At 69.0% G+C, this 25651-nt stretch carries 23 protein-coding genes; 14 read left to right on the plus strand and 9 right to left on the minus strand.

Annotated features, from left to right (window positions below):
• Positions 1–56: 56 nt before the first annotated feature.
• From R2J76_RS21195 to R2J76_RS21245, 11 genes are all read left to right on the plus strand, one after another.
• Entirely contained in the window at positions 57–1502 is a 1446-nt protein-coding gene (locus R2J76_RS21195) for an indole-3-glycerol phosphate synthase TrpC (RefSeq protein WP_316413661.1), read from the plus strand.
• A 76-nt stretch (positions 1503–1578) separates the two neighbouring features.
• Positions 1579–2862, plus strand: coding sequence for a phosphopyruvate hydratase (gene eno, locus R2J76_RS21200; protein WP_316413662.1), 1284 nt, complete (start codon positions 1579–1581; stop codon positions 2860–2862).
• An 8-nt stretch (positions 2863–2870) separates the two neighbouring features.
• Complete coding sequence (locus R2J76_RS21205) at positions 2871–3179, plus strand: FtsB family cell division protein (RefSeq protein WP_316413663.1); 309 nt, start codon at positions 2871–2873, stop codon at positions 3177–3179.
• A complete protein-coding gene (locus R2J76_RS21210) occupies positions 3179–3949 on the plus strand; it encodes a diaminopimelate epimerase (protein ID WP_316413665.1) in 771 nt (256 codons plus the stop codon). Before R2J76_RS21205 ends, R2J76_RS21210 begins: the two co-directional genes overlap by 1 nt.
• 16 nt (positions 3950–3965) lie before the next feature.
• A complete protein-coding gene (locus tag R2J76_RS21215; protein ID WP_316413667.1) occupies positions 3966–5408 on the plus strand; it encodes a tetratricopeptide repeat protein in 1443 nt (480 codons plus the stop codon).
• Complete coding sequence (locus R2J76_RS21220; protein ID WP_316413668.1) at positions 5398–6816, plus strand: tetratricopeptide repeat protein; 1419 nt, start codon at positions 5398–5400, stop codon at positions 6814–6816. The genes R2J76_RS21215 and R2J76_RS21220 overlap by 11 nt, the downstream gene beginning before the upstream one ends.
• 71 nt (positions 6817–6887) lie before the next feature.
• Positions 6888–7673: a ParA family protein gene (locus R2J76_RS21225; protein WP_316413669.1), complete on the plus strand. Its 786-nt coding sequence runs from the start codon at positions 6888–6890 to the stop codon at positions 7671–7673.
• Positions 7670–8533 (plus strand): ParB/RepB/Spo0J family partition protein, encoded by an 864-nt coding sequence (locus R2J76_RS21230; protein ID WP_316413670.1) that lies wholly within the window; start codon positions 7670–7672, stop codon positions 8531–8533. The genes R2J76_RS21225 and R2J76_RS21230 overlap by 4 nt, the downstream gene beginning before the upstream one ends.
• A 20-nt stretch (positions 8534–8553) precedes the next feature.
• A complete protein-coding gene (gene accD / locus R2J76_RS21235) occupies positions 8554–9405 on the plus strand; it encodes an acetyl-CoA carboxylase, carboxyltransferase subunit beta (protein WP_316413671.1) in 852 nt (283 codons plus the stop codon).
• Positions 9398–10615: a bifunctional folylpolyglutamate synthase/dihydrofolate synthase gene (locus tag R2J76_RS21240; protein WP_316413672.1), complete on the plus strand. Its 1218-nt coding sequence runs from the start codon at positions 9398–9400 to the stop codon at positions 10613–10615. Before accD ends, R2J76_RS21240 begins: the two co-directional genes overlap by 8 nt.
• 469 nt (positions 10616–11084) lie before the next feature.
• On the plus strand, positions 11085–14279 hold the full coding sequence (locus tag R2J76_RS21245; RefSeq protein ID WP_316413673.1) for a TonB-dependent receptor: 3195 nt from the start codon (positions 11085–11087) through the stop codon (positions 14277–14279).
• On the opposite strand, the gene R2J76_RS21250 is transcribed toward R2J76_RS21245, so the two are convergent.
• Complete coding sequence (locus R2J76_RS21250; protein WP_316413674.1) at positions 14280–15419, minus strand: twin-arginine translocation signal domain-containing protein; 1140 nt, start codon at positions 15417–15419, stop codon at positions 14280–14282.
• 79 nt (positions 15420–15498) lie between these two features.
• On the opposite strand from R2J76_RS21250, the gene R2J76_RS21255 reads away from it, so the two are divergent.
• The gene (locus R2J76_RS21255) at positions 15499–16752 is read left to right on the plus strand and encodes an NTP/NDP exchange transporter (protein ID WP_316413675.1); all 1254 of its coding nucleotides are present in this window, start codon (positions 15499–15501) and stop codon (positions 16750–16752) included.
• Between the two features lie 317 nt (positions 16753–17069).
• Here R2J76_RS21255 and R2J76_RS21260 read toward each other — a convergent pair whose 3' ends face one another.
• The 8 genes from R2J76_RS21260 to R2J76_RS21295 form a co-directional block, all read right to left on the minus strand.
• Positions 17070–17717 carry a glycerophosphodiester phosphodiesterase gene (locus R2J76_RS21260; RefSeq protein ID WP_316413676.1) on the minus strand — a complete coding sequence of 216 codons (648 nt, stop codon included), beginning with the start codon at positions 17715–17717 and terminating at the stop codon, positions 17070–17072.
• Positions 17714–19057 (minus strand): FAD-binding oxidoreductase, encoded by a 1344-nt coding sequence (locus R2J76_RS21265; protein ID WP_316413677.1) that lies wholly within the window; start codon positions 19055–19057, stop codon positions 17714–17716. Before R2J76_RS21265 ends, R2J76_RS21260 begins: the two co-directional genes overlap by 4 nt.
• 2 nt (positions 19058–19059) lie before the next feature.
• Positions 19060–19764 (minus strand): UMP kinase, encoded by a 705-nt coding sequence (gene pyrH, locus R2J76_RS21270; protein ID WP_316413678.1) that lies wholly within the window; start codon positions 19762–19764, stop codon positions 19060–19062.
• A 94-nt stretch (positions 19765–19858) separates the two neighbouring features.
• Positions 19859–20911, minus strand: coding sequence for a phosphate acyltransferase PlsX (gene plsX, locus R2J76_RS21275; protein ID WP_316413679.1), 1053 nt, complete (start codon positions 20909–20911; stop codon positions 19859–19861).
• 7 nt (positions 20912–20918) lie between these two features.
• Positions 20919–21104 carry a 50S ribosomal protein L32 gene (rpmF, locus tag R2J76_RS21280; protein WP_306598323.1) on the minus strand — a complete coding sequence of 62 codons (186 nt, stop codon included), beginning with the start codon at positions 21102–21104 and terminating at the stop codon, positions 20919–20921.
• Positions 21105–21153: 49 nt separating this feature from the next.
• Positions 21154–21678, minus strand: a complete 525-nt coding sequence (locus R2J76_RS21285) for a YceD family protein (RefSeq protein WP_316413680.1) — start codon at positions 21676–21678, stop codon at positions 21154–21156.
• Positions 21675–22130 (minus strand): type II secretion system protein, encoded by a 456-nt coding sequence (locus tag R2J76_RS21290; protein ID WP_316413681.1) that lies wholly within the window; start codon positions 22128–22130, stop codon positions 21675–21677. Before R2J76_RS21290 ends, R2J76_RS21285 begins: the two co-directional genes overlap by 4 nt.
• 96 nt (positions 22131–22226) lie before the next feature.
• The gene (locus R2J76_RS21295; protein ID WP_316413682.1) at positions 22227–23846 is read right to left on the minus strand and encodes a sigma-54-dependent transcriptional regulator; all 1620 of its coding nucleotides are present in this window, start codon (positions 23844–23846) and stop codon (positions 22227–22229) included.
• On the opposite strand from R2J76_RS21295, the gene R2J76_RS21300 reads away from it, so the two are divergent.
• Together R2J76_RS21300 and R2J76_RS21305 are read left to right on the plus strand one after the other, a co-directional pair.
• Positions 23764–24672, plus strand: coding sequence for a glycosyltransferase family 9 protein (locus tag R2J76_RS21300; protein ID WP_316413683.1), 909 nt, complete (start codon positions 23764–23766; stop codon positions 24670–24672). The two genes, R2J76_RS21295 and R2J76_RS21300, sit on opposite strands and share 83 nt — an antisense overlap.
• The gene (locus R2J76_RS21305) at positions 24669–25628 is read left to right on the plus strand and encodes a glycosyltransferase family 9 protein (RefSeq protein ID WP_316413684.1); all 960 of its coding nucleotides are present in this window, start codon (positions 24669–24671) and stop codon (positions 25626–25628) included. The genes R2J76_RS21300 and R2J76_RS21305 overlap by 4 nt, the downstream gene beginning before the upstream one ends.
• Positions 25629–25651: the final 23 nt, after the last annotated feature.

Here is a 25651-nt window from a genome sequence, read left to right on the forward strand (position 1 = left end):
CATGAGGCTCCTGGTACAAAAACGTGTCTGGAAGCGATGAGATCCGGGGGTTGTAAATGCTGAAAAAAGTCCAGATATTTAAGGCGCTGGACATCGAGATCAAAAAGCAAAAAGGTCCTGCAGCGGTGAAGGACGCCTACAAGGGGCACCACTCCCTCAAGGAGGAGCTGAGCCAGCCGGGCATTTCCATCATCGCCGAGACCGCCGGAGGCAACCCTCTCCGGGGCCAGGTGCGGGAGGCCTACAGGGCCTCCACCCACGCCAAGAGCCTCGTGGAGAACGGCGCCAGGGCCATCTCGGTGGCCACGGACCGCTTCCTCTTCTTCGGCGAGGACAAGCACCTCTCCGAGGTGCGGTCCGCCGTGAAGGTGCCCCTGATCCGCCACGACTTCATCTTCGAGGAGTACCAGATCGAGGAGAGCAAGATCCTGGGGGCCGACGCCGTGATGCTCATGGCCGCCCTCCTGGAGCCGGAGCGGCTCGCGGCCCTCTCGAAGCTCGCCCGGGCCAAGAGCCTGGACGTGATCGTGGAGGTGGCCAGCGAGGCCGACCTGAAGCGGGCCCTTGAGGCCGATGCCGATATCGTGTGTGTACTGGGCCGTGACCTCGACACATGGGAGCCCCGGTGGGAGGAGGCGCTCTCCCTGATGAAGAAGGTCCCCCAGAGCAGATGCCTGCGAATCCTGGAAGCCGGCGTCTGTACCCTCCAGCAGATCCAGCAGCTGGAAGGCATGGGAGTACATGGCGTCATCGTCGGGGACGCCCTGCTGGATGAGTTCTATCCCGGCAAGCGACTGGCGCAGATCCTGGCCGGTGTCGAGGTGATCAAGAAGCCCGTCAAGACCAAGGGCAAGCAGGAAGCGCAGCAAGGCCCCGCGGCCAAGGGCACCAGGCCCGCCAAGGCCGCGACGGGAGTCGTGGAAAGCGACAACACGAAGGCGGGTGGTTCGGTCACTACCGGCAAACCACATTCAACCACCCAATCCCCCCAACCCGCCCGCAAGGGCAAAAAGGAGTTCCCAATGGAACACATCAATCAGCCCGACGAGACCAGCACTCCCGTCGAAACGGCCGCCGAGCCGGTCCCCGCCAAGAAGCCGGCCGCCAAGAAGGCTGCCCCCAAGAAGCCTGCGGCGAAGAAGCCCGCCGCCAAGAAGCCTGCGGCGAAGAAGCCCGCGGCCAAGAAGCCCGCCGCCAAGAAGCCTGCCGTGAAGAAGGCCGCCCCCAAGAAGGCCGCCGTGAAGAAGGCCGCCGTGAAGAAGGCCGCCCCCAAGAAGGCCGTCGCCAAGAAGGCCGCCCCCAAGAAGGCCGTCGCCAAGAAGGCCGCCCCCAAGAAGGCCGTCGCCAAGAAGGCCGCCCCCAAGAAGGTCGTCGCCAAGAAGGCCGCCCCCAAGAAGGTCGTCGCCAAGAAGGCCGCCCCCAAGAAGGCCGTCGCCAAGAAGCCGGCCGTCAAGAAGGCCGTCGCCAAGAAGCCGGCCGCCAAGAAGGCCACCAAGAAGTAGCAATCTTCCTAGCTTCACCTAGTTAGGATCTCTCTTCCCGTTTCAACCCCGAACGAACGCAGACCCGGATAAAGCCATGAAATTGATAGATCGAATTTCCGCCCTCGAAGTCCTGGATAGTCGAGGAAATCCGACAGTATTGGCCCGGGTCAGACTGAATGATGGAACCATCGGCCAGGCGATGGTTCCGTCCGGGGCTTCCACCGGCAGCCGCGAGGCCCTCGAACTCCGGGATGGCGACAAGAAGCGCTACCTCGGAAAGGGCGTCCTGGGCGCCGTGCAGGCCATCAACACCGAGATCAACGATGCCCTCGAGGGCATGGACCCCTTCCAGCAGTCCGAACTGGACGAACTCCTCCTCGATCTGGACGGCACTGAGAACAAGTCCAACCTGGGGGCCAACGCGCTCCTGGGCACCTCCATGGCCATCGCCTGCGCCGCGGCCAACGCCTGCGGCCAGCCGCTGTACCGCTACCTGGGCGGCGCCTCGGCCCGCACCCTCCCCGTGCCGATGATGAACATCCTCAACGGCGGGGCCCATGCCGACAACAACGTCGACATCCAGGAGTTCATGATCCTTCCCGTGGGCGCCCCCTCCTTCCAGGAGTGCGTCCGGTGGTGCGCCGAGGTCTACCACAACCTCAAGGGCGTGCTCAAGGCCAAGAAGCTCTCCACGGGCGTGGGCGACGAGGGCGGCTTCGCCCCCAACCTCGGCAGCAACGAGGAGGCCCTCACCCTCATCGAGGAGGCCATCAAGAAGGCCGGCTTCAAGCCCGGCAAGGATTTCTACCTCGGCCTGGACTGCGCCTCCAGCGAGTTCTACAAGGACAAGGGCTACGAGATCGACGGGAGCAGGAAGACGGGGCCCCAGCTCGTGGACTACTACGCCGGGCTCGTGGACCGGCACCCGGTCCTCACCATCGAGGACGGCTGCGACGAGAGCGACTGGAAGAACTGGAAGCTCCTCACCACGAAACTCTCCGACAAGATCCAGCTGGTGGGCGACGACCTGTTCGTCACCAACCCCGCGATCCTCGCCAAGGGCATCAAGGAGGGCGTCTCCAACGCCATCCTCATCAAGCTCAACCAGATCGGCACCGTCACCGAGACGCTGAAGGCCGTGGACATGGCCCACAAGGCCGGCTTCCGCGCCATCATCAGCCACCGCAGCGGCGAGACCGAGGACACCTTCATCGCCGACCTGGTCGTGGCCACCGGCGCCGGCCAGCTCAAGACCGGCGCCCCCTGCCGCTCGGACCGGGTGGCCAAGTACAACCGCCTCCTCCAGATCGAATGGGAGCTGGGCGCCGCCGCGCGCTACGCCGGCGCGGAAGCCTTCGGCTCCTTCCTGGACAAGTAGCCACCGCCATGAACACGTCGGTCCTCCTGAAGTCCAGCACCCTGTGGGGCGCCCTGGCCTTCTCGGGGATCGCGTCCACGGCCATCCTGCTCTTCTCCCCCGGGGGCGTCGGCAGCCTCCACAAGCGCCAGGCCGAGCTCCTCGACCAGCAGCGCCAGCTGGTGAAGATGCGCCGGGCCAACCTGGAACTGAGCGAGGAGGTCAAGCGCCTCGCCGCCCGGGATCCCGAGCTCTACGAGGCCCTGGCCCGGCAGCAGGGCCTCGCCCGCCCCGGGGAGACCATCTACACCTTCCGGGAGCGGGGCGCCCGGCGCTGATGTTCACCCTCGCCTCGGCCTCGGGCAACAGCTTCGCCTACGCCTGGGATCCGCTCCCGGGCGGCGGCGCGGCCTGGGCCCGCGCCGTGTGCCCCGGGCGAAACCTGGACGGCCTCTTCCTCCTGGCCCGCCCCGCGGCGGGCGCCCCCTGGGTCCTGGAGCACTGGGACGCCGACGGGGCCTCCACCTTCTGCTCCAACGGCACCCGGGCCGCCCTCGCGGTACCCGGCGCGCCGCCCGGGATGGAGGTCGAGGTGCTCTCCAACGGCGAGCCCATCCGCCTGCGCCGGGAGGGCGCCGATGTGGCGATCCGCATGCCCTCGGGCCCCGGCACCGGGTTCCGCCCCTTCCCCGCCCCCCTCGAAGGTCCCCATGCCTTCGGCTGGGTGGGCAATCCGCAACTGGTGCTGGAGCGCGCCGGGGTCGCCGCCCTGGACCTGGGCCGACTGGCGCCCCCCCTCCGGAACCACCCCGCCCTGCCCGGCGGCACCAACGTCAACGTCCTGGAAGTGCTCGAACCCGGCACCGCCCGCATCCGCAGCTGGGAGCGCGGGGTGGAGGGCGAGACCCCCTGCTGCGGCACGGGCTGCGCCGTGGCGGGAGCGTGGCTGGCGCGGCGGACCGGAATCCGCGCCTGGCGCCTCCTGGCCCCGGGCGGGGCCGTGGCCGTGACCGTGGAACCCGAGGGCGAAGGCTGGCGGGAACTCTGGCTTTCGGGTCCCGTGGTGGCGCAGGGGACCTTCGACCCCGGTCCTTCGTTGCTATCCTGAAGCCGGAGGCGCCCCCATGGAGCAACCCAGGCCGGAAATCATCTCCTGGCTCCAGGAGGCCCTGGCCAAGCAGAACGCCGGGAACCTGGGCGGGGCCCTGCTGGCCTACCGGCGCGTCATCAGCCGCGATCCCGGCCTGGCCGACGCCTGGTGCAACCTGGGATCCGTCCTCCATGCGTTGGGCCGGGACGAAGAGGCCCTGGAGGCCTGCCGCAGGTCCCTGGAGCTGCATCCCGCCAACCCCGCGGCCCACACCGGCCTGGGCAGCGTCCTGGGCGCCACGGGGGACCTGGCCGGCGCCCTGGACCACTTCCGCGAGGCCCTGGCCCTGGACCCCGGGAACCTGGTGGCCACCTCCAATCTCGCCGGCGTCCTGGCCCGCCTGGGCCGCCTCGAGGAGGCCGAGGCCTGGGACCGCGCCGCCCTCGCCCTGCGCCCGGAGAGCCCCGAGCTGAACCTCAACCTGGGCTTCACCCTCATGCGCCGGGGGCGCCTGGGGGAGGCCGAGGCCCAGTTCCTGGCCTCGCTCCGGCTGGGGCCGCTGCCCAAGGCCCGGTGGAACCTCGCCTACGTGCGCCTTCTCCAGGGCCGCTACCGGGAGGCCTGGCCCGATTTTCCCGCGCGCCTGGAGGTGCCCCAGGGCCTGGACAACCTGCGGGGTTTCAGCGAACCCGCCTGGAACGGGAGCCCCTTCCCCGGCAGGACCCTCCTGGTGTGGGTGGAGCAGGGACTGGGCGACACCCTGCAGTTCGTGCGGTACCTGCCCATGGCCCGGGCCCTGGGCGGCAAGGTCCTCTTCCAGACCTACGCGTGCCTCCGGGGCCTCCTGGGGGACCTGCCCGGCGCCGACCGGGTGCTCACCGAGCACGACGAGCTCCCCCCCTTCGATCTCCAGGCGCCCCTCCTGGATCTGCCGGCCCTTTTCCGGAGCGCCCCGGAGGACCTGCCCCCCCCCGCGCGCCTCGGGCCCCCGCCGGGCCACGAGCCCCCGGAAGCCCTGCGCCGGCTCCTGGAGGCCCCGGGCCGCAAGGCCGGCCTGGTGTGGGCCGGCAGCCCCGCCCACCAGGACGATGACCGCCGGAGCCTCGACCCCGCGCTCCTGGGGGCCCTGCGCGAGGTCCCCGCCCTGGCCTGGGCGAGCCTCCAGATGGCGCCCCGCGCCACCCCCCCCCTGCCCCTGGTCGACCTCGCCCCCCATTTCCGGGATTTCTCGGACACGGCCTGGGCCCTGTCCCGCCTCGACCTGGTGATCACCGTGGACACCGCCGTGGCCCACCTGGCGGGGTCCATGGGCCTCGCCACCCACCTCCTCCTGCCCTACTTCCCGGATTGGCGCTGGCTCATGGAGGGCACCTCCAGCCCCTGGTACCCCTCCATGCGCATCCACCGCCAGCCCGCGCCGGGCGCCTGGGAACCGGTGCTCCGGGACCTGGCCCGGGACCTCGCCCATGGATCCTGATCCGGCCCTCCAGGATGCCCGGCGCCTGGATCGGGAGGGCCAGCCCGGGCGGGCCGTCCTCGCCTACAAGCTCGCCGCCCGCGCCGGGAGCTTCGAGGCCAAGGTGGACCTCTCCGGCCTCCTGGTGCGCATGGGCCGCCACGACGAGGCGCTGGCCCTCTGCGCCGAGATCCTGGAGGCCCGCCCGGGCCTCCCCGCCGCCCTCCAGAACCTCGCCGGCGCCTGCCTGGGCCTGGGACGCCTGGACGAGGCCCGCGCCCACGCCCGGGCCCTCCTGGAGGCCGAGCCCGCCAACCCCCAGGGCCACCTCGCCCTGGCCCTGGCCGGCGGCGGCGAGGAGCACCTGCGGCGCGCCCGGGAACTGGCCCCCGGGGACTCCGGCATCCGCCGCACCCTCATCCACCGCCTCCTGCCCCGACGGGCCTGGGACGAGCTCCTCCCCCTGTGGCAGGAGGTCATCGACCAGGAGATGGAAGGCCCCAAGGCCCGCTTCGAGACCAGCCTCCTCCACCTGACCTACGGCCGGTTCCGGGAGGGCTGGGAGGCCTACGAAAGCCGCTTCCTCCCCCCCAACGAGGCCTTTCCCCGGGTGGATTCCCCCCGGCCGCCGTGGGACGGCTCCCCCTTCCCGGGGCGGACCCTCCTGCTGCACTACGAGCAGGGCTTCGGCGACACCCTCATGTTCATCCGGTTCGCGGCCCGGGCCCGGGAGCGGGGCGGGCGCGTGCTCGCCCTGGTGCAGCCGGCCCTGCTGCCCGTGCTGCGCTCCGCCCGGGGCGTGGACCTCCTCTTCACCCTGGACGACCCGGTGCCCCCCTTCGATCTGAGGCTTCCCCTCCTCTCCCTGCCCCGGGTGCTGGGCACGGTCCTGGAGACCATCCCTTCGGAGGTCCCCTACCTGGCCCCTCCCCCGGGAACCTGCGCCGCCGCGGAGGCCATCCGGCCCTCCCCCCGGCTCAAGGTGGGCCTGGTGTGGGCCGGGAGCGCCGACCACGCCAAGGATGCCCTGCGCTCCGTGCCCCCGGACCTCCTGGGCCGCCTGGACGCGGTCCCCGGCGTGGACTGGTACAGCCTCCAGGTGGGCTTCGAGGGCTGCCCGCCCTTCGCCACCGACCTGGGCCCCCTGCTCCGGGATTTCGGCGACACGGCCCAGGCCCTGGCGAAGCTGGACCTCCTGATCACCGTGGACACGGCCGTGGCCCACCTGGCCGGCGCCCTGGGCAAACCCACCTGGCTCCTCCTGCCCCTGGTGCCCGAATGGCGCTGGCTCCTGGACCGGGAGGATTCCCCCTGGTACCCCACCCTGCGCCTCTTCCGCCAGCTGGACGGCCACGCCTGGGACGGGGTGCTGGCCCGGGTGGAGGTTTCCCTTAACGACCTAATGAACACCCGCCGTGGAACCTGCTAGACTTTTCGTTGTTCCACGCCCGAGGTTTCCCAGGTGCCCCCAATCCCGAACCCCGCCACCGAGGTCCTGTCATGACCGCCAGGATCATCGCGTTGGCCAATCAGAAGGGCGGCGTCGGCAAGACGACGTCAGCCATCAATCTGGCCGCATCCCTGGCCATGATGGAAAAGCTCGTGCTCCTGGTGGACTTCGATCCCCAGGGCCACAGCACCACCGGCCTGGGTTTCCCCAAGCCCGACAACCGCGCCGGTTCCTATGCCCTCATGAAGGGCGCGCCGGTGGAGGCCCTCATCCTCACCACCGAGGTGCCCATGCTCCAGGTGGTGCCCGCGGGCAAGGACCTGGCCCAGCTGGAATTCGAGCTCTTCGAACTGCCCGAGCTGCAGGTGCTGCGCCGGGCCCTGCAGCCCGTCCTGGACAAATTCGACTACATTCTCATCGACCCCCCGCCCAGCCTGGGCATGATCACCCTGAACGCCCTGACCGCGGCCGACGAGGTGATCATCCCCATGCCCTGCGAATTCCTCGCCATGGACGGCCTGGCGGAACTGGTGGAGACCATCCGCCGCATCCAGGCCGGACCCAACGCCGCCCTCAAGCTGGGCGGCATCCTGCTCACCATGGCCGAGGAGCGCACGAACCTGGGCTCGGCGGTGGCGTCGGAGGTGCGGGCCGCCTTCCCCGGCAAGGTCTTCCAGACCCAGATCCCCCGCAACATCCGCCTGGCCGAAGCGCCCAGCCATGGCAAGCCCGTGGCCTTCTACGACCTCAGGTCCAAGGGGGCCCAGGCGTACCTGAACCTGGCCAAGGAGTGGCTGGGGATCGAAGAACCCCTCATCCCGCGAGGACCCGCATGACCACCCCCAAACGACCCGCCCTGGGCCGGGGCCTCACCTCCCTCATGAGCCAGTTGGCCCCCGAGGACACCAGCAACCGCGAAGTGCCCGTGGGCTCCCTGGTGGCCAACCGCCACCAGCCCCGCCTCCACTTCGACGAGGCGCTCCTGGACGACCTGGCCGCGAGCCTCAAGACCCACGGCATGGTGCAGCCCATCGTCGCCCGGAAGGTGGGCGACCGGTACGAGATCATCGCCGGCGAGCGCCGGTGGAGGGCCGCCAAGCGCGCCGGCCTGGCCACGGTCCCCGTGGTCATCAAGGACGTGCCCGACGACCGCCTCCTGGAATTCGCCCTGGTGGAGAACATCCAGCGCCAGGAGCTGAACCCCATCGAGGAGGCCAAGGCCTACTTCCAGCTGGGCGAACACCTCCGCCTCACCCAGGAACAGGTGGCCGACCGCGTGGGCAAGTCCCGCCCCCAGGTGGCCAACACCCTCCGGCTCCTTCGCCTGCCCACCCGGGTCCAGGAAATGGTGTCCTTCGCCAAGCTTTCCACCGGCCACGCCAAGGTGCTCCTGGGGGTGGACGATGCCCGGGTCCTGGACCAGCTGGCCGACGAAGTGGTGGACAAGCAGCTCAGCGTCCGGGCTTTGGAAACCCGGGTGCACAAGCTCGCCCGCACCGTGAAGGGCAAGGCCCGGCGCCACCATCCGCATGCAGTATTCATTAAAGCCGCGGCCGAGGAACTCACCCAGGCCTGGCGGACCCGCGTGGAGATCAAGCCCCGCGGCAAGGGCGGTTCGCTCCAGATCCACTACGGCAGCGAAGCGGAGCTGGACCGCATCTTCGAAGGCTTGAAAAAGGGGCCGGGAAGCCGCTAAGGTTCTCGTCCGGGGGTGCAATGTCCTGGTTCATCAAGAAGCGTCAGCAGAAGACCGCGGTGGAAGAACGCACCGTCAGGGTTCCCGAAGGGTTGTGGGTCAAGTGCGACGCCTGCCGTGAGCTGATCTACCGCGCCGAGCTCGCCAACACGCGCAACGTCTGCCCCAAGTGCGGCTACCACTTCCGCATCGGCGTCGCCGAGCGCCTGGAGTCCGTCATGGACCCCGGCTACGAGGAGCGCTTCGGCGAACTGCAGAGCGGCGATCCCCTGGCCTTTTCCGCCGCCAAGCCCTACGCCGACCAGCTCCGGAAGCTCAAGGGCCTGGGCCATGACCACGACGCCGTGCTCGTGGTGGAGGGGACCCTCAAGGGCCACCCGGTGGTCATGGGGGTCATGGACTGGGATTTCCTCGCCGCCAGCATGGGCAGCGTGGTGGGCGAGAAGCTCCGCCTGGGCGCGGAGCTTGCGCTGGCCAAGGGCTGCGCCTTCATCATCGTGAGCTGCTCCGGCGGCGCGCGCATGCAGGAGGGGGCCCTGTCCCTCATGCAGATGGCCAAGGTGAGCGCGGCCCTGGCCCGGCTGGACTCCGCGGGCCTGCCCTACCTCTCCATCCTCACGGACCCCACCACCGGCGGGGTCAGCGCCAGCTACGCCATGCTGGGCGACCTGAACATCGCCGAGCCCAAGGCCCTCATCGGGTTCGCGGGACCCCGGGTCATCGAGCAGACAATCAAGCAGACCCTCCCCGAGGGCTTCCAGCGCTCCGAGTTCCTCCAGTCCCACGGCATGGTGGACAAGGTGGTGCCCCGGGACCGCCTGCGGGACTTCGTGGCCACGGCCCTGGACTGGATGACCGAACCCCATGGGTGACCTGCCCCGGGTGCGGATGCTCGAGGCCCGGGGGCACTGGGGCATCAAGTGCGGACTGGAGAATCCCAGGGGCCTGCTGGCCCGCTTGGGCCACCCGGAAACCAGCTGCCCGGTGATCCTCGTGGCCGGCACCAACGGCAAGGGCTCCACCGGCGCCTTCCTGGTGAACGCCCTGCGGGCCTGCGGCCTGCGCGCCGGGTGGACCACCTCCCCCCACCTGGTTTCGCCGGGCGAACGCATCTGGATCGACGGCGCCGGCCTGGATGCCGTTCACCTGGACGCCCTCCTGGGTGACGCCTTTGCCGCGGAAACCTCCCTGGGCATCCAGGCCACCTATTTCGAACTGATGATCGCCTCGGCCTTCCTGGCCTTCCGGGAAGCCGCCCTGGATATCGCCGTGGTGGAGGTGGGCATGGGGGGCCGCTGGGACGCCACCAACGCCTCCGACCCCATGATCACCGTGCTGACCAACGTGGAGATGGACCACATGCAGTACCTGGGCCCCACCCGGGAGGCCATCGCCCGGGAGAAGCTCTGCGCGGCCCGCCAGGGACGGCCCCTGGTGCTGGGCCCCCGTCTGGATCCCGCCTGGGTGTGGCCTCTGCTGGAATGCAGGCCCGTCCTCCATCCCGCCCCCCCCATGGAAATCGGGACCCTCGCCTGGGACCACAGCGTGGTGGAGGGCCACCGGGTTCCCCTGGCGGGGGCCCACCAGGTGGAGAACCTGGCCACCGCCTGGGAAGTGCTCCGCCGCCTCGGCCTGCCCGAAGCCCGCGCCTGGGAGGGCATCGGCCGCACCGCCTGGCCGGGCCGCCTCTGGCCCATCCCGGGCCTGCCGGGCGTGACCATGGACGGCGCCCACAACCTGGACGGCGCCCGGCGCCTGGCGGACCACGCCGTGGCCACGGGCATCCACCCCCACCTCTATTTCGCCGCCATGGGGGACAAGGATCTCGCCGGCATGCGGGACGAGCTGGCCCGCATGGGCCCCGAGCGCGTCACCCTGGTCCTGGGCCAGAACCCCCGCTATGCCACGGCCCAGGCCCTTCGCGCCGTGTGGGGCGAGGCCTGCGAGGTGCTGGACATCGAACAAGCAGCCGTTCGGCTCAGGGCCCCCGAAGCCACCCCCCGCTTGGTTTCCGGCTCCCTGTATTTCATCGGCGACCTGCTCCGGGCCCTGGGCATCGACCCGCGCCTGCGGGGGGAATGAAGCCCCGCCCCCCTGCCGCCTACCCATATGAAAGGCCCCTGGTTGCGCAGGGGCCTTTTTCCCTTTTTTGCTTTGGGCAGGGGTGCCATTCCATCCGCGGCTGGGAGCCAGTCAACCGTTTTCCGGGTGGAACCCGTGTCAGAAGAAAGATGTCCGGGATCCCGGGAAGGTTCCCCGATGATTTTTCATGCCGGTTTATTCATGACCGTTGTGTCAAGAGATCGGCCACCTCTCCAAAATAACAAGCATTAATTTCGCAGCGGGCGGGAGTGCATCGATGGATAAATTGGTTCCCAAGATTTTTGAAACTTTATGAAATGAGGTCTTGCAAATCCCCGGATCCTGATCCATTTTGTCTTCGATTTTTACATACCCGTCAGGTGAACTGACTTCCACTGAATACCCAGCCCGGTTCCGCGTTTCTGACCCCGTCAGGGGTGCCGATCCTCCTTGTCGAGAGGAGGGGGCATTGCGTGTCTTTCTCGACGGCGCTTCCGCCACCCTGGAGAACCACGAAATGAACGCACTTCCCCGCTACATCCGCTTTGCCGCGTTGGCCCTGGTGGCCGGCGCGCCCCTGCTCGCCCAACAGGCGACCGGCGCCCTCAAGGGCCGGGTCGCCGACGCCAAAGGCAATCCCAAAGCCGGGGTGGTGGTCACCATCACCAATCCCCGGACCTCCTTCGTGCGGTCCGGCGCCACCGACGCCAACGGCCTTTTCGCCTTCGTCGCCCTGCCCCTGGGCGAGTACCAGATCACCTATGCCCAGGGTGGCCAGTCCTTCCGGAGCCAGGCCACCGTCGTCCTGGGCCAGGACACCTTCGCCAATTTCCTGAAATGGCCCGCGGCCCAGGCCGGCGCCACCGTGGAAATCCTGGCCACCTCCGCCCAGGCCGAAGCAATCGACACGTCCTCCGCCCAGATGGGCACCACGGTGGGCCAGGACGTCATCACCTCCCTGCCCATCGTGAGCCGGGACATCAACCAGGCCGCCCTGCTGGCCCCGGGTGTCCAGATCGTCTCCGGTTCCCAGGTGGACCCAACCAAGAAGGCCTTCTCCTACATCACCACCGGCGACGGCATGGGCCGCGGCACCAGCTTCGCGGTGGACGGCGCCGACAACAACTCCACCGACGTGGGCGGCTACGTCCTCTCCGTGCCCATCGACGCCATCGCCGAATTCCAGGTGGTGACCAACCAGTACAAGGCGGAATTCGGCAGGTCCACCGCCGGATTCTTCAACGTGGTGACCAAGTCCGGCACCAACGATTTCACCGGTCTCCTTTCCGCCCAGTACACCAACCAGTCCATGCGGGCAAGGGTCACCGACGAGGGCACCAAGAACGACAACACCAAGGGCAGCTATGCCTTCACGGTGTCGGGACCCATCATCAAGGACAAGCTCTTCTACATGGTCTCGGCGGAACGCCAGCAGTCCACGGACGCCTCCTTCCCCTTCCAGCCCTACGCCCTCAGCCTCTATCCCGAACTGGCCGGGACCCGCCAGGAGAGCCTGAAGCGCACCGTCTACGCCAAGGTGGACTGGAACCTCTCCCAGGACTCCAACCTCAGCCTCAACTACGGAACCAGCCAGGACAAGATCGCCCACCAGGGCTTCCCCCGCACCACATCCTTCGCGGGCAACATCCCCCCGTCGGCCCTGGGCACGGACCGGGACCAGACCTGGGCCGCCGGCGCGCGGTGGACCTGGAACATCAATTCCAACCTGGTCCTGGAAAGCCACTACAGCTATTTCAGCTACGCCAACTTCATCTCCCCCGACTCCCAGGGGGCGCCCGGCAACGGATCCCCCGCCGCGGTCCTGGACTACGTGAACAGCGGCAGCTACAGCGCCGTCATCCCCTCCCCCTACCCGGGGCACCGCTCCGACTCCCAGAACTGGGGATGGGGCGGCATCGACCCCAATGCCCTGCAGAACACCGGCATCAAGCGCGGGGAGTGGAAGAACGAACTCACCTGGATCACCGGCTCCCACACCTTCAAGGGCGGCGTGGACTACCAGCGCACCACCTACGCGGACCAGCAGCTGTTCTTCGGGGAGACGGGCATCTACCGCATGGTGGTCGAGGGCGTGGACCCCGTGACGGGCCAGGTCATCAACTACAAGACGGGCTGGGACAGCACCGTCTCGGCCAACCAGAACGTCGTGGCGGTGGCCTTCGTGGCCAACGGCCTCCAGAAGGGCATCGACTACAAGCAGTACGGCGTCTACCTTCAGGACGACTGGACCATCAATCCGAACTGGAGCGTGTACATCGGCGCGCGCCTGGACTGGGACACCCAGCTGGACTACCTGAAGGACCGGTATTCCGACATCTACGCCTACATCCACCAGTACAACCCCATCCTGTCCGGCATGGACGGCAACGCGCCCACGGGCAAGAAGTACTTCGAACCCCGGGTGCAGGCCCTCTACCGTCCCTATGGGGATGACAAGCTGGTCATCAAGTTCGGCGCGGGGCGCTTCGTGGCCCAGGTGATCGACAACGTCACCGGGTTCAGCCGCGGCCTCTCCAACCTTTCCAACGGCCTGCCCATCCGCGCCCGCAATTCGGCGGCCTTCGCCTACAACCACATCACGCCGTTCAGTTCGGGAAACGTCCCGAACTTCAGCGCGGGCAGCACCATCGGCGTCGCCAACGGCCACGCCATCGTCCTGCCGGTGGACCTGACCCCCTACAACTATGCCAACAACGTGGGCGGCCTCCGGGACTACTTCCGCAACACCGTGAACAGCTGGCTTTCCACCGCCACCCCGGAAACGGGCGGCAAGAGCCTGCTTTCCAGTGACTTCCAGTACCCGACCACCGACGCCTTCAATGTGGGGTTCGCCTACCGCTTCAATGAGCGCAGCGGCGTTGACGTCACCCTCGTCTACTCCAAGAGCCGGCACCTCACCACCCAGTTGGCCGGCCCCGACGGCTCGTCGCCCAACCTCGTGGAGGTGGATGCGAACGGGAACGACCTGGCCGACACCATCTTCTTCTCCAACCAGACCGCCAGCATGAAGCAGCTCCAGGCGAAGTACTCCTACGCCGACGCCAACAACAGCTTCATCTTCTCCGTGACGTTCAAGGAGGCCAAGTCCTCCGAGGGCGGCGCCGGCGGCGCCTTCGACGCCTCCGGAAACACCGGCGGCCTCTATGGGGAAGGCGCCCAGTACAACTGGAAGACCAGTTCCGAGCGCATCAGCGCCGGCACCGATCGCATCGAAGGATCCTTCGCCTACTCCCACAAGTTCGACTTCGGCACCATGGTCTCGTTCCTGGGCTCCTGGCATTCCGGCAAGGCCTACGACGTGACCCAGCAGTACAACAACGAGCTGGGGGTCGCCGGCGGTGCCGACCAGACCCACCCCATCGAGTACATCGGGACGGAGTATGGCGCCTGGAACCTGGATATCAGCGCCAAGATCGCCCACCGGTTCCAGCTGACCAAGGCCGTCAGCATCGAACCCTACATCGCAATCCAGAACCTGCTCAACAACTACGACTACGGCGCCAACTACGACGGCATCAAGATCAACAGCGACGGCTCCCCCAACACCAGCCCGTCGCCCTTCTCGGGCTTCGGCAAGCGCGGGCAGGCCTTCCAGGCCAACCAGCCCCGGAACTACGCCATCGGCGCCCGGGTCACCTTCTGATCACTTCCTGGCCGCCTTCCATGCGGCCAGGAGCTTCGCCTCCCCTTCAGGGCTGGGCCCGGCCAGACGGGTCCGGCCCTTTTCCACCTTTTCCTGGGTCTTGTACCAGGCCAGGGTGTCCTTGGCCGTGGCCTCCACCGGCCGGAATCGCAGGCCAGCGGCCACCGCCCGGGCGTTGCTCCAGGTGTGGAAGCCCTTGGTTTCGCCCAGGTAGGGGGCCCAGATGGGGAATTCGACGCCCTCCTGCTTGGCCAGGAATTCGGCGGGAATCCAGGTGAGGGTGGAGGTGGCGGCCGTGGCCTTCACGCAGGCGTCCACCAGGCGGCCCCAGGGCAGCCGGCGCTCCGGACCCGTGGCATTGAAAACGCCCGTGGTGCCGTCCTCCGCCAGGCGCACGAGCCAGGCGCCCAGGTCCCGCACATCGATGATCTGGACCGGGTCCTCCGGCGAACCGGGCACGGCGATCTCCCCGCCCCGGTCCATGCGCACCGGCCAATAGGCGAAACGCCCAGAGGCGTCGTCCGGCCCCACGATGTACCCCGGACGCACCACGGCCACCCGGCCGGGCATGGCCTTTTCAGCGGCCTGCTCGCACAGGGCCTTCAGTCCCCCGTAGTTCTGGTATTCCTTGCCCATGTCCTCCACCGCCGCATCGGCCAGGACCGCCAGGGGCGCCGTTTCGGTGCCGTTCTCGGGGTTGGGTTCCTTGTAGGCGGAGATGCTGGAGATGATGATGTAGGTCTTGCAGCGCTTGGCCAGGAGGGAGGCGGAGGCGGTGACCATCCTCGGGTAGTAGGCCGAATTGTCGATGACCACGTCCCACTCCCCCTCCTCCAGGGATTTGAGGCCCTCCCCCTTCCGGGGGTCCCGGTCCCCCTGCAGGCGCGCCACGGTGGGGAAGAGGTCCGGGCGCGTCTTGCCCCGGTTGAACATGGTGACCTTGTGCCCCCGGCCCAGGGCCGCCTCGATGGTGGCCGGGCCCAGGAAGCCCGTGCCGCCCAGGATGAGGATCCGCAGGGACTTGGCCGCCTTCTTTTCGGCCTTGGCGGGCGCAGGGGCGGCCAGGGCTTCGGCGCCCAGGGCCGCAGTGGCCGCCGCGGCGGCGGCGGTCTGGAGGAAGGTGCGTCGGGTCAGAATCATGGCTGTTCCCCTTTGCTCAATAAACGTCCAAGACTATACCTCGTTTAGCTATATAGTACGAATCAATCTTCGAGGCCCCATGTCCCCCTCCGCCCCCCAGCGCTTCCTGGCCCGCCTTGTGCTCGTGCGGCCCGGGGAAGGCGCGATCCTCCTCCTCTCCACCGCCTATTTCTTCCTGCTGTTCTACGGCTACTACCTCCTGCGCCCGGTGCGGGAGGCCTTCGGCATCGCCCGGGGCGCCGACAAGCTCCCCTGGCTCATGACCGGGACCATGGCCCTCATGTTCCTGGCCAACCCGGCCTTCTCCGCCCTGGTCTCCCGCTTCCCCCGGCGGCGGTCCATTCCCATGGCCTACCGGTTTTGCGGGGCCACCCTGGCCGCCTTCTACCTGGCCTTCCGCTTCCTGCCCGGCCACGGCGGCCCCGGCCTGGGCTACGCCTTCTACATCTGGCTCAGCGTCTTCAATCTGTTCGCGGTGTCCATCTTCTGGGCCTTCATGGCCGACGGCCTGGACCAGGACCAGGGCCGGCGCCTGTTCGGCTTCATCGCCATGGGAGGCACCCTGGGCGCCATCGCCGGCGCCTCGACCACCGCCTTCCTCGCGGGCCACCGGGTGGACGCGGGAACCCTGCTCCTGGTGACCATCCTCTGCCTTGAACTGGCCATCCTGTGCGTGCGCACCCTGGCCAGCCGCTTCGGCATGGGGGCGGGCTCCGCGGACCGGGAACCGGGGCCGGGCCTCTTCCAGGGCATCCGCCTGCTGGCCGGGTCCCCCTACCTGGCCCTCATGGCCCTCTACATCCTGCTCTACACCATCACCTCCACCTTCCTGTACATGCAGCAGGGGGCGATCGTGGCCCGGACCTTCACCGGGGCCGCCGCCCGCACCGCCGCCTTCGCCCGCATCGACCTGGGGGTGAATGTCCTCACCCTCGTCACCCAGGTCTTCCTGTCCAGCCGCCTCATCAAGGCCGTGGGCATGCGGGTGGTGCTCTGCATCCTGCCCCTGCTCACCCTGGCCGGGTTCGGCGCCCTGTGGGCCCTGCCCACCTTCGGCACCCTGGCCCTCTTCCAGGTGCTGCGCCGGGGCCTCCACTACGCCGTGGACCGTCCGGCCCGGGAAGTGCTCTACATCCCCCTGGGCCCCGGGGAGAAGTACAAAGCCAAGCCCTTCATCGACACCTTCATCTACCGGGCCGGCGATCTCCTGGGCACCTGGACCCCCGCCCTCATGGCCGCCGCGAGGCTGCCCCTGGGCGCCGTGGCCCTTGCCGTCTCGGGGGCCTGGGTCTGGGGCGGCGTGGCCCTGGGAAACCTCCAACGGAAGCGCTGACCGGCTTCCCGACCCACCCCGCCTTTGGGAACCGAAGGATCAATCCCGCTTATATTCATCCCCTTCATCCCGTTCATCCCTTTCATCCCCGTTCCCGCAGGGCCAGAGCAGGGATGGGTCGGCGCATGCGGATTTACGACGCGCCGCCCCACCTCATCGCCGGCCCTGCGGGAACGGGGATAAAAGGGATGAAAGGGATGAAGGGGATAAACGGTTGAACCCGGCCCGTTCCCGGCAGAAGAGCCGGAGTGTCCTTTGCATGGAAAGGCTATCGGCTTGCATCGGTAGGGATCGCTGGGGTGGGTCGGGAACTTGGCCTAGAGACCATCGACGATCAGGATGCGGGGGTCGAAACCGAGGGCTTGGGCGTCCCGGGGGGTCTTCAGGCCCCACAGGGCCAGGCGCCCGGCATGGGGCTTCCAGAAGGCGGGGCGCTTCTTCACCGAGGAGAGCGGCACATGGAAGGTCAGGGTCTCCGGCAGGTCCTCCAGGGACTCGGCATCCAGGTCATCGGCCTCCTCCGGCTCCCACAGGAAACCGCAGCGGGCCTCCTGGCACGCCGCCCACAACTGGAGCACCTCGCTGTGCTCGAAGCTGCTGAAGATCACCCGGTCCAGGGCCTCGGCCGCCTCTACGGCCGCTAGGGCCTGCTTCCACCCGGGTTCGCCCTTCAGTTCCACGTTCACCAGGCGGGCGCCCAGTTCCAGCGCATCCGAAAGGCGGGGCACCGGCTCGCCGTTGCGGAGCTCCGGCAGTTCGGAGGCCCGCAGCTTGCGCAGGACCCCGCCGCACCGGGCCGTGCGGCCCAGGTCGTCGTCGTGCAGGACGCAGCACACCCCGTCGGTGGTGGGCTGAACGTCCAGTTCGAAGCCGTCCATGCCGGCCTGCAGGGCGGCCCTGAAGGCCGTCATGGAATTCTCCAGGTGCAGGGAGGAGAGGCCGCGGTGGCCGAGGATGAGGGTCATGGCAGGACCACCTTTCCGGGATTGAAGATGCCGACGGGATCCAGGGCCCGCTTCAGGGAGCGCAGGGCCCCCACCTGGAAGGGATCGGCGAAGCGTTCGAAGGCGTCGCGCTTGGCCAGGCCGATGCCGTGCTCGCCGCTGAGGGCGCCTCCCAGGCGCACGCAGAGGCCGAACAGCTCCAGGAGCTGGCGGTCCAGTTCCTCCCGGGGGGTCTCCCCCGCGGCCAGGAGATTCACGTGGAGGTTGCCGTCGCCCAGGTGGCCGTAGGTGACCGTGGGCAGGCCCAGGGCTTCCAGCGCCCCGAAGAATTCCCGGATGCGGGACCGGGGCACCACGATGTCCTCGCTCACCTTCCGGGGGAACCGCTCCTTGAGGTGGGAGGAGGTGGTCCGCCGCACCGCCCACAGGGCCTCCCGCTGGCGGGCGTCGGTGGCGGTCTGCGCATGCTCCCCCTGGTCCCCCAGGGCCCCCAGGAGCCCCTCCAGGAAGGCCTCGGAGCCGCAGTCCCGGTCGTCGAATTCCAGGAGCGCCAGGGCCTCCCCCGGCATGCGCCGGGCGGCCTCCGGGCCGAAGCGCCGCAGGTCCTGCAGCACCGCCGGGTCCCAGAATTCGAAGGCCGAGGGGAGGTAGCCTGCCTCCACCAGCCGCGCCGGCAGATCCAGCAGTTCGTGCCAGCGCTCCATGGGCAGCAGCAGGGTGAGGCGCTCCCGGGGCGCCGGCACCAGGCGCACCGTGGCCCCCGTGATGATCCCGAAGATCCCCTCGCTGCCCACCAGCAGCTGGCCCAGGCTGGGCCCCACATTGCATTTCACGCTGGGGATCCCGAAGGTGTGCACCTCCCCGTCCTCCATTAGGGCGTCCACCGCCAGCACCCACTGCCGCGTCATTCCGTACTTGCAGGCCCCGGGCCCCCCCGCGTTGGTGGCGAGGGTCCCCCCGAAGGCGCACAGCTCCCAGGAATTGGGATCCGGCGCATAGAAGAGCCCCTCGGCCAGGGCCGCGGCCTTGACGTCCCTCAGCATCGCGCTGGCCGGCGCCCACAGCGCCAGGTCCGGCTTGGAGATGCGGATGCTCCCGGGGTACGCCCCCATGTCCACCACCACCGCCCGGCCCGTGGGCACGCATCCCCCGGCCTTGCCCGTCCCGGCCCCCCGGGGCACCAGGGAAAAGCCCTCGGCCTTGGCCCGCCGCACCAGCTCCCGCAGCGCGGCGGCGCTCCGGGGCTTCACCACCGCCAGAGGGGGATCCCCCACCACGTGGGACTCGTCGCGCCGGTAGCCTTCGGTGAGGTCGGCGCCCGTGAGGACGGAGGTGTCGGGCAGGCCTGCGAAGGGGTCCATGGCTACCCCACCAGGGTGCCCACCACGTCCCCGTTGACCGCGGCTAGCAGGTTCCCGGGCACGTTCATGTTGAACACCAGGATCGGCAGGTGGTTGTCCCGGCACAGGGAGATGGCCGCGGCGTCCATGACCTTCAGGTTCTTCTCCAGGACCTCCTGGAAGGAGATGTGCTCGTACTTGGTGGCCGTGGGGTCCTTCTTGGGGTCGGCGGTGTAGATGCCGTCCACGTTGGTGGCCTTCATCACCACCTCGGCGTCGATCTCGTTGGCCCGGAGCGCGGCGGCGGTGTCGGTGGAGAAGTAGGGATTGCCCGTCCCGGCCCCGAAGATCACCACCCGGCCCTTTTCCATGTGGCGCATGGCCCGGCGGCGGATGTAGCTTTCGGCCACCTTGGGCACGTCGATGCCCGACATGACCCGGGTCTCCACCCCGTGCTGCTCCAGGGCGTCCTGGAGGGCCAGGGCGTTGATCATGGTGGCGAGCATGCCCATGTGATCGGCCGTGACCCGGTCCATGCCCTTGGTGGCCCCGGCCACCCCCCGGAAGATGTTGCCGCCGCCGATGACCAGGCCCACCTCCACGCCCAGGCCCTGGATGGTCTTGACCTGGTCGGCGATCATGGCCACCACCTCGGGGGCGATGCCGTGGCCCTGTTCACCCATGAGGGCCTCGCCGGAGAGCTTGAGGAGGATGCGCTTGTATTTCATGGGGGCTCCTTTGACGCGGGCGTGCGGAAAATGCGCTCCCGAATGCGGGGGACATCCGGGAGCGCGGCGGTTTTCGGGGGGGGAACCCCCTGCCTCAGGATGTCTCTTGGCTACCGGCCTGGGACATGAGCCGTCCCAGGGACGCCTGGATCTGGTCGTTCACGCGGTGCTCGCTGGCCATGAGCGCGGCGCGGATGGCGCTGTGCACGGCCTTGGCGTTGGAGCGGCCGTGACCGATGATGGAGACGCCCTTCACGCCCAGCAGCGGGGCGCCGCCGTACTCGGCGTAGTCCAGCCTCGCGGCGAACCGCTTCAAGCCGTTGAGCGTCAGCAGGGCGGCGAGCTTGGTGAGGAGGTTCTCCTTGAAGACCCCCTTCATGCCCTGCACGAGCCCTTCGGCCAGGGCCTCGGCGGACTTCAGCAGGGCGTTGCCCACGAAGCCGTCGCAGGCGATGACGTCGAACTTGCCGTTCCAGATGTCCCGGCCCTCGGCGTTGCCGGCGAAATTCAGGTCGATGTCCTTGAGGGCCTCGGCCGCTTCGCGGGTGGTGGTGGAGCCCTTGCCCTCCTCCTCCCCCACGCTCAGGACCCCCACGCGGGGACCGGGGATGCCCAGCACCCCCTCGGCGTAGATGGAGCCCATGATCGCGAACTGGGCGATCTGGTCGGGCCGGCAATCGATGTTGGCGCCCACATCCAGGAGGACGGTGGGGCGCCCCTGCATATTGGGCAGGATGGCCGCCAGGCAGGGCCGGTCCACCCCGGAGAGGGTCCCCAGCACCATTTTGGACGCGACCATGGCGGCGCCGGTGTGCCCCATGGACACCACGCCGTCCGCCTTGCCTTCGCGCACGAGCTGGGCCGCGACCCGGATGCTCGAATCCTTCTTTTCCTTCAGGATGGACGTGGCCTTGTCGTCCATGTCCACGACGCTCGCGGCGTGGACGATGGCGAACCGGGAGGCCAGTTCCCCCTTGAGGCCCGTGTGGGCCAGGAGGGGACGCAGACGATCCTCGTCCCCCACCAGATGGAGGAAGAGCTCGGGATGGGCTTGCAGGGCCGCCCTGGCCCCTTCAAGAAGGGCGACGGGGGCATTGTCCCCGCCCATCACATCCAGGGCGATCCGGTAGATGGCGGGAGCGTCCACCCTGGCCTCAGACCGTCTGGGCGGGGCGCACGGTCAGTTTGCCGCGGTAGAATCCGCAGGAGGGGCAGACACGGTGGGGCATCTTGGGCACGCCGCAGTTGGGGCAGGTGCTCGAGCTCATGGTGTCGAGGGAATCGTGGGTGCGGCGGCGGTCGCGGCGGGCGCGGGAGTGGCGGCGCTTGGGATTCGGCATGGGTGACTCCTCGGAGAGTGGTCGGTTTGGGGAAAGGGAGGAAGCCGGGTCAGGCGTCTTCCAGGTTGAGTTTCAGGCCCGAAAGAGCCTTGGCCAGGGCGCCCGGTTCCTTCACCAGCTCGGGGTGGCAGGAGCAGGGTCCCTTGTTCCAATTCTTGCCGCACTGCGGGCAGAGGCCTTTGCAGTCCTCCCGGCAGAGCGGGTGCATGGGGGCGTGGAGCAGGAAGTGCTCCCGGGCGAGGGCCTCCTCGTCCAGGATGGGCTCGGGCAGGAAGACCACGTCCAGGTCCTGGCTGCCCAGGGCATGGGATCCGCCCTCGGCGAGCTCCTTGTCGCGGCTGCCCAGGAACTGGCTCTCCACCGTGAGGGCCAGGTCCAGGGGCTCCAGGCACCGGGAGCAGCCCCCCTCCCAGGTGGCCGAACCCTTCACCTCCAGGAAGAAGTCCGCGTCCGACGGCATCACCCGCACCTGCCAGGTGGCTTGGCGCAGGGCCGTGCCGTCCCCCAGGTCCAGGGTTCCGGTCCGCCCGTCGACGCTCACGCCCTCGGGGGGCAGCTGGCCAAGATCGATCATTTCGCGGGTTCCTTCTCGGGACCGGTGGGCGCCGCGCCGGAAGGACCGGTGTTCTTGCCGGGCTCGGCCGTGAAGGCGGGCCGGTCCGCCGAGCCGGAGGGATCGCCGGCGCAGGAGATCACGTAGCCGCCCTTGCCGGACTTCCCCTCGAAGGGGTTGCCCCAGGGATCCGCGGGGGACACGTTGACGGGGATGTTGTTCTCCTTCACCAGCGGGGAGTTGGCGTCCACCATCGATTCGAAGCTCGTGAAATCAGGGTACTTCCCATGCTTGAGGTAGTACATGTCCAGCCCTTCGGACACGGTCTTCACCGTGTCGTGGGCCTTGATGTAGCGGGCATTGGCGGAGAACTCCTGGTACTTCCGGATGCCGATGGTGGCCAGCACCGCCATGATCATCATGGCGACCAGCAGTTCCATCAGCGAGAAGCCAGCTTGTCTTTTGTTTTTCATGTCTCTTTCCGGGGAGGGAGGTCCAGGGTAGAGAGTAAGTATGGGTAACCTGGACGACCTTGTCCAAGCATCCCAGTGTGCCACAGATGGGAGATTTTACAAGAAATCGTTGGGAATGTCGCCCTTGTTCTCACCTTCCGGGGCCTCGGCCGGGGGGAAGGATTCGGGCACCGGGAAGGGCGGCGGCTGCGTCCCCTTTGGGCCCATTTCCTGCAGCCAGTATCGGTAGGCCCGAAAGCTCATGCCAAGGAGCCGGGCAGCCTTGGTCTTGTTTCCCTCCGCCCGCTCCAGGGCCCGGAACATGAAGTGCCCCTTCAGGGCGCCCAGATAGCCCTCCAGATCAAATCCGCCCGCGGGAATTTCCAAGGCCCCCGCCGCCCGGGGACCTCCCGTCATGAGGTCGTCGGGGAAGAGGTCCACCCCGATGGGTCCGCCCGAATTCAGGGCGACGCACCGTTCCATGAGGTTCTCGAGCTCCCGCACGTTCCCGGGGAACCGGCAGCGCCGCAGCACCGCCATGGCCTCCTCCCCGAGCCCCATGGGGGGCTTGTTGAGCTTCCGGCAGAACTTGGCCAGGAAGTGCTCCACCAGCACCGGCAGGTCCTCCTGCCTCTCCCGCAGGGGCGGCAGTTCGATGTGCAGGATGTTCAGCCGGTAGTACAGGTCCTGCCGGAAGAGCCCCTTCGCGGCCCGGTCCCGCAGGTCCCGGTTGGTGGCGCCGATGACGCGCACGTCCACCGCCCGCTCCTCGTTGGCCCCCACCCGCCGGATGCGCCGCTCCTGGAGCACCCGCAGGAGCTTGACCTGCAGGGGCAGGGGGATCTCCCCGATCTCGTCCAGGAAGATGACGCCCCCCTCGGCCTCCTCGAAGAGGCCCCGCTTCGTGAGATTGGCGCCCGTGAAGGCCCCCTTCTCGTACCCGAAGAGCTCGGATTCCAGCAGCGCCTCCGGCAGGGCCCCGCAGTTCACGGGCACGAAGGGGCCCTTGGCCCGGTCGGAATAGCGGTGCACGAGCCGGGCGACGATCTCCTTGCCGGTGCCGCTCTCCCCCGTGATCAGCACCGTGGTGTCGGCCCGGGCGATCTTCCCCACCAGGGCCTGGACCTTCCGGATGGTGGGACCCACGCCCACCAGGTCCCCGATATCGCGCACCTCGGGCCCGGGGGAGACCGAGACCGCGAAGATCCCCTTGAGCACCTTGGTGAGTTCCTGGATATCGTTCTTGGTCTTGGTGAGGAAATCCACCGCCCCCAGGTTGAGGGCCCGCACCGTGGTCTCGGTGGTGGCGAAGGCCGTCATGATCACCACGGGGACCTCCAGGTCCCGCTCCTTGACCCAGTTCAGCAGATCGATGCCGCTGCCGTCCTTGAGCCGGAGATCCGAGACCACCGCGTCGAAGGGCCGCCCCTCCAGCGCGGCCCGGGCCTCGGCCAGCCCCGCGGCGGCCACCGTCTCGAAGCCCTGGGGGGCCAGACCCATTTCCAGGACCTCCCGGAAACTGGCTTCATCCTCGACCAGCAGAATGGTTTTGGGGGGGATGGAAGGACGCATGGGTTCGCTTTTCAGGAGGCGGGGGGCTGGGGGCCAGTATCTCAGCGTTGACCTGCCCTGGGGAATGAGGAACCATCCAATCATGCGCTTTCTTCTCGGCAGGACGGACGCCCTCGGCGATGTGGTCATCTCGCTCCCCGTGATGGAGCGGATCCTCTCCCGCATGCCCGGGGCCGAGGTGCACTGGCTGGTGCGCCCCTACGCGGCCCCGCTCCTGCAGGGCCTCCCCGGCGTGCACCTGCGGGAGGACGGCACCGACCTGGTGGCCCTCCTGCGCGCCGTGGCCCCCGACGCCGTGCTCAACCTCGGCCACCGGGACACCGCCGTCATCACCGCGGCCAAGGCCGCCGGCGTCCCGGTGCGGGTCGCCCGGTGCCGGGGCCGCCAGATCCTGGACGCCACCCACCTCCTGTGGCGGGGCCGCAACGGCACCGGCCGCCACGAGGCCCAGAACGTCCTGGACTTCCTCCGGCCCTGGGGCTGGGACGGCGGCCTTCCCCCGCCGCCCCGGATCCGCCTCGGCCCGGAGGAACGGGAACGGGGCCGGGCCGAATTCGCCGCCCTGCCCCGGCCGCTGCTGGGCATCGCCACCCGCAGTTCGGGCTCCTCGGCCTTCCCCTCCGAAGCCTGGTGGGCCCGGGCCCTGCCCGTTCTGAGCGCCGGCGGGTGGCACCCCGTGATCCTCGCCCCCCCGGAGGACTCCCCCCTCGACCCCACCGACCTGCGGGGCCTCCTGGGCCGCATCGCGGCCTGCGACGCCTTCCTGGGCCCCTCCACCGGGCCCACCCAGCTGGCCGCCGCCCTGGACGTTCCGGTCCTCGCCCTCATGGGGCTCAGCTCCAACCGCGGCCCCAGCCGCTGGACCCCCCTGGGCCGGCGGGTGCAGGTGCTCCAGTATCCCGGCCCCGAGGCCGACCTCCAGGGTGGCATGGATCGCCTGGACCCGGCCGCCCTGCTGCCCCATCTCGCCCGCCTGCGGGAGCCCGCATGATCCCCCAGGGCGCCACCTGGGTGCGCTTCCCCCGCTTCGTGGGGGACGCGGCCATGCAGCTTCCGGTGCTCCGGGTCCTGCGCGCCGTGGGCGCCGGCCCCATCGTGGTGTGGGGCCCCAACCCCGCGGTGTCCCTGGTGGAGGGCCACGAGCTGGCCGACGCCGTGGTGCCCGACCAGGGCAAGCCCGGCCCTTGGGCCATGGCCGCCCTCCTGCGCAAGCACCGCGCCGCCCGCTGCGTGCATTTCCCCAAATCCCTGCGCCCCGCCCTGGCGGCCTGGCTTGCCCGGGTTCCCGAGCGCATCGGCGTGGACGAGAGCCTGGCGGGCTTCTTCAACACCCACAGCGGCCCCTTCTGGGATGCCCAGGGCCCCTTCCTGGAGCGCTACCACGCCGTGCTGGCGAGACGTTGGCCCGGCCTGCCGCCCATGCCCTACGCCGATTACGCCCCGGCGGTGCGGGTGGACCTGCCCGCGGAGCCCTACGTCTGCCTCATGCCCGGCTCCACCTGGCCTTCCAAGGCCTGGCCCCGCGAGCACTTCCGCGAGCTCGCGCGCCTGGCCCGCCGGGAAGGCTTCGCCGTGGCCGTCCTGGGGACCCCCGACGAGCGGGAGGTCTGCGACTTCGTGGCCCAGGACGCCACCCACAACCTCTGCGGCCGCACCTCCCTGGTGGAGGCCGCCGCCTGGCTCCGCGGCGCCCGGGGCGCCCTGGGCAACGACTCGGGCCTGAGCCACCTGGCTGCCGCCTGCTCCACCCCCACCCTGGCGCTCTACGGGGCCACCGACCCCGGCGGCAGCACCCCCTGGGGTCCCCGCACCGCCGGCATCCGCCTGGACGGGATCCCCTGCGCCCCCTGTTTCAAGCCCCTGTGCACCGTGGACGGCCATCCGTGCCTGGCCGGAATCGGCCCCGACCGGGCCTGGAAGACCCTCATGGACCTGGTTTCCGCATAGAATAATAAGGTTCGTTCGAGGTA

The organism is Mesoterricola silvestris (assembly GCF_030295405.1).
Taxonomy (GTDB): Bacteria; Acidobacteriota; Holophagae; order Holophagales; family Holophagaceae; genus Mesoterricola; species Mesoterricola silvestris.

Bases quoted from the DNA above. Each gene is read 5' to 3' on its own strand.
- R2J76_RS21195 (WP_316413661.1), top strand. From the start codon at position 57: ATGCTGAAAAAAGTCCAGATATTTAAGGCGCTGGACATCGAGATCAAA.
- eno (WP_316413662.1), top strand. From the start codon at position 1,579: ATGAAATTGATAGATCGAATTTCCGCCCTCGAAGTCCTGGATAGTCGA.
- R2J76_RS21205 (WP_316413663.1), top strand. From the start codon at position 2,871: ATGAACACGTCGGTCCTCCTGAAGTCCAGCACCCTGTGGGGCGCCCTG.
- R2J76_RS21210 (WP_316413665.1), top strand. From the start codon at position 3,179: ATGTTCACCCTCGCCTCGGCCTCGGGCAACAGCTTCGCCTACGCCTGG.
- R2J76_RS21215 (WP_316413667.1), top strand. From the start codon at position 3,966: ATGGAGCAACCCAGGCCGGAAATCATCTCCTGGCTCCAGGAGGCCCTG.
- R2J76_RS21220 (WP_316413668.1), top strand. From the start codon at position 5,398: ATGGATCCTGATCCGGCCCTCCAGGATGCCCGGCGCCTGGATCGGGAG.
- R2J76_RS21225 (WP_316413669.1), top strand. From the start codon at position 6,888: ATGACCGCCAGGATCATCGCGTTGGCCAATCAGAAGGGCGGCGTCGGC.
- R2J76_RS21230 (WP_316413670.1), top strand. From the start codon at position 7,670: ATGACCACCCCCAAACGACCCGCCCTGGGCCGGGGCCTCACCTCCCTC.
- accD (WP_316413671.1), top strand. From the start codon at position 8,554: ATGTCCTGGTTCATCAAGAAGCGTCAGCAGAAGACCGCGGTGGAAGAA.
- R2J76_RS21240 (WP_316413672.1), top strand. From the start codon at position 9,398: ATGGGTGACCTGCCCCGGGTGCGGATGCTCGAGGCCCGGGGGCACTGG.
- R2J76_RS21250 (WP_316413674.1), bottom strand. From the start codon at position 15,419: ATGATTCTGACCCGACGCACCTTCCTCCAGACCGCCGCCGCCGCGGCG.
- R2J76_RS21255 (WP_316413675.1), top strand. From the start codon at position 15,499: ATGTCCCCCTCCGCCCCCCAGCGCTTCCTGGCCCGCCTTGTGCTCGTG.
- R2J76_RS21260 (WP_316413676.1), bottom strand. From the start codon at position 17,717: ATGACCCTCATCCTCGGCCACCGCGGCCTCTCCTCCCTGCACCTGGAG.
- R2J76_RS21265 (WP_316413677.1), bottom strand. From the start codon at position 19,057: ATGGACCCCTTCGCAGGCCTGCCCGACACCTCCGTCCTCACGGGCGCC.
- pyrH (WP_316413678.1), bottom strand. From the start codon at position 19,764: ATGAAATACAAGCGCATCCTCCTCAAGCTCTCCGGCGAGGCCCTCATG.
- rpmF (WP_306598323.1), bottom strand. From the start codon at position 21,104: ATGCCGAATCCCAAGCGCCGCCACTCCCGCGCCCGCCGCGACCGCCGC.
- R2J76_RS21285 (WP_316413680.1), bottom strand. From the start codon at position 21,678: ATGATCGATCTTGGCCAGCTGCCCCCCGAGGGCGTGAGCGTCGACGGG.
- R2J76_RS21290 (WP_316413681.1), bottom strand. From the start codon at position 22,130: ATGAAAAACAAAAGACAAGCTGGCTTCTCGCTGATGGAACTGCTGGTC.
- R2J76_RS21300 (WP_316413683.1), top strand. From the start codon at position 23,764: ATGCGCTTTCTTCTCGGCAGGACGGACGCCCTCGGCGATGTGGTCATC.
- R2J76_RS21295 (WP_316413682.1), bottom strand. From the start codon at position 23,846: ATGCGGGAGAGGATCCGCTCCATCACGGGGAGCGAGATGACCACATCG.
- R2J76_RS21305 (WP_316413684.1), top strand. From the start codon at position 24,669: ATGATCCCCCAGGGCGCCACCTGGGTGCGCTTCCCCCGCTTCGTGGGG.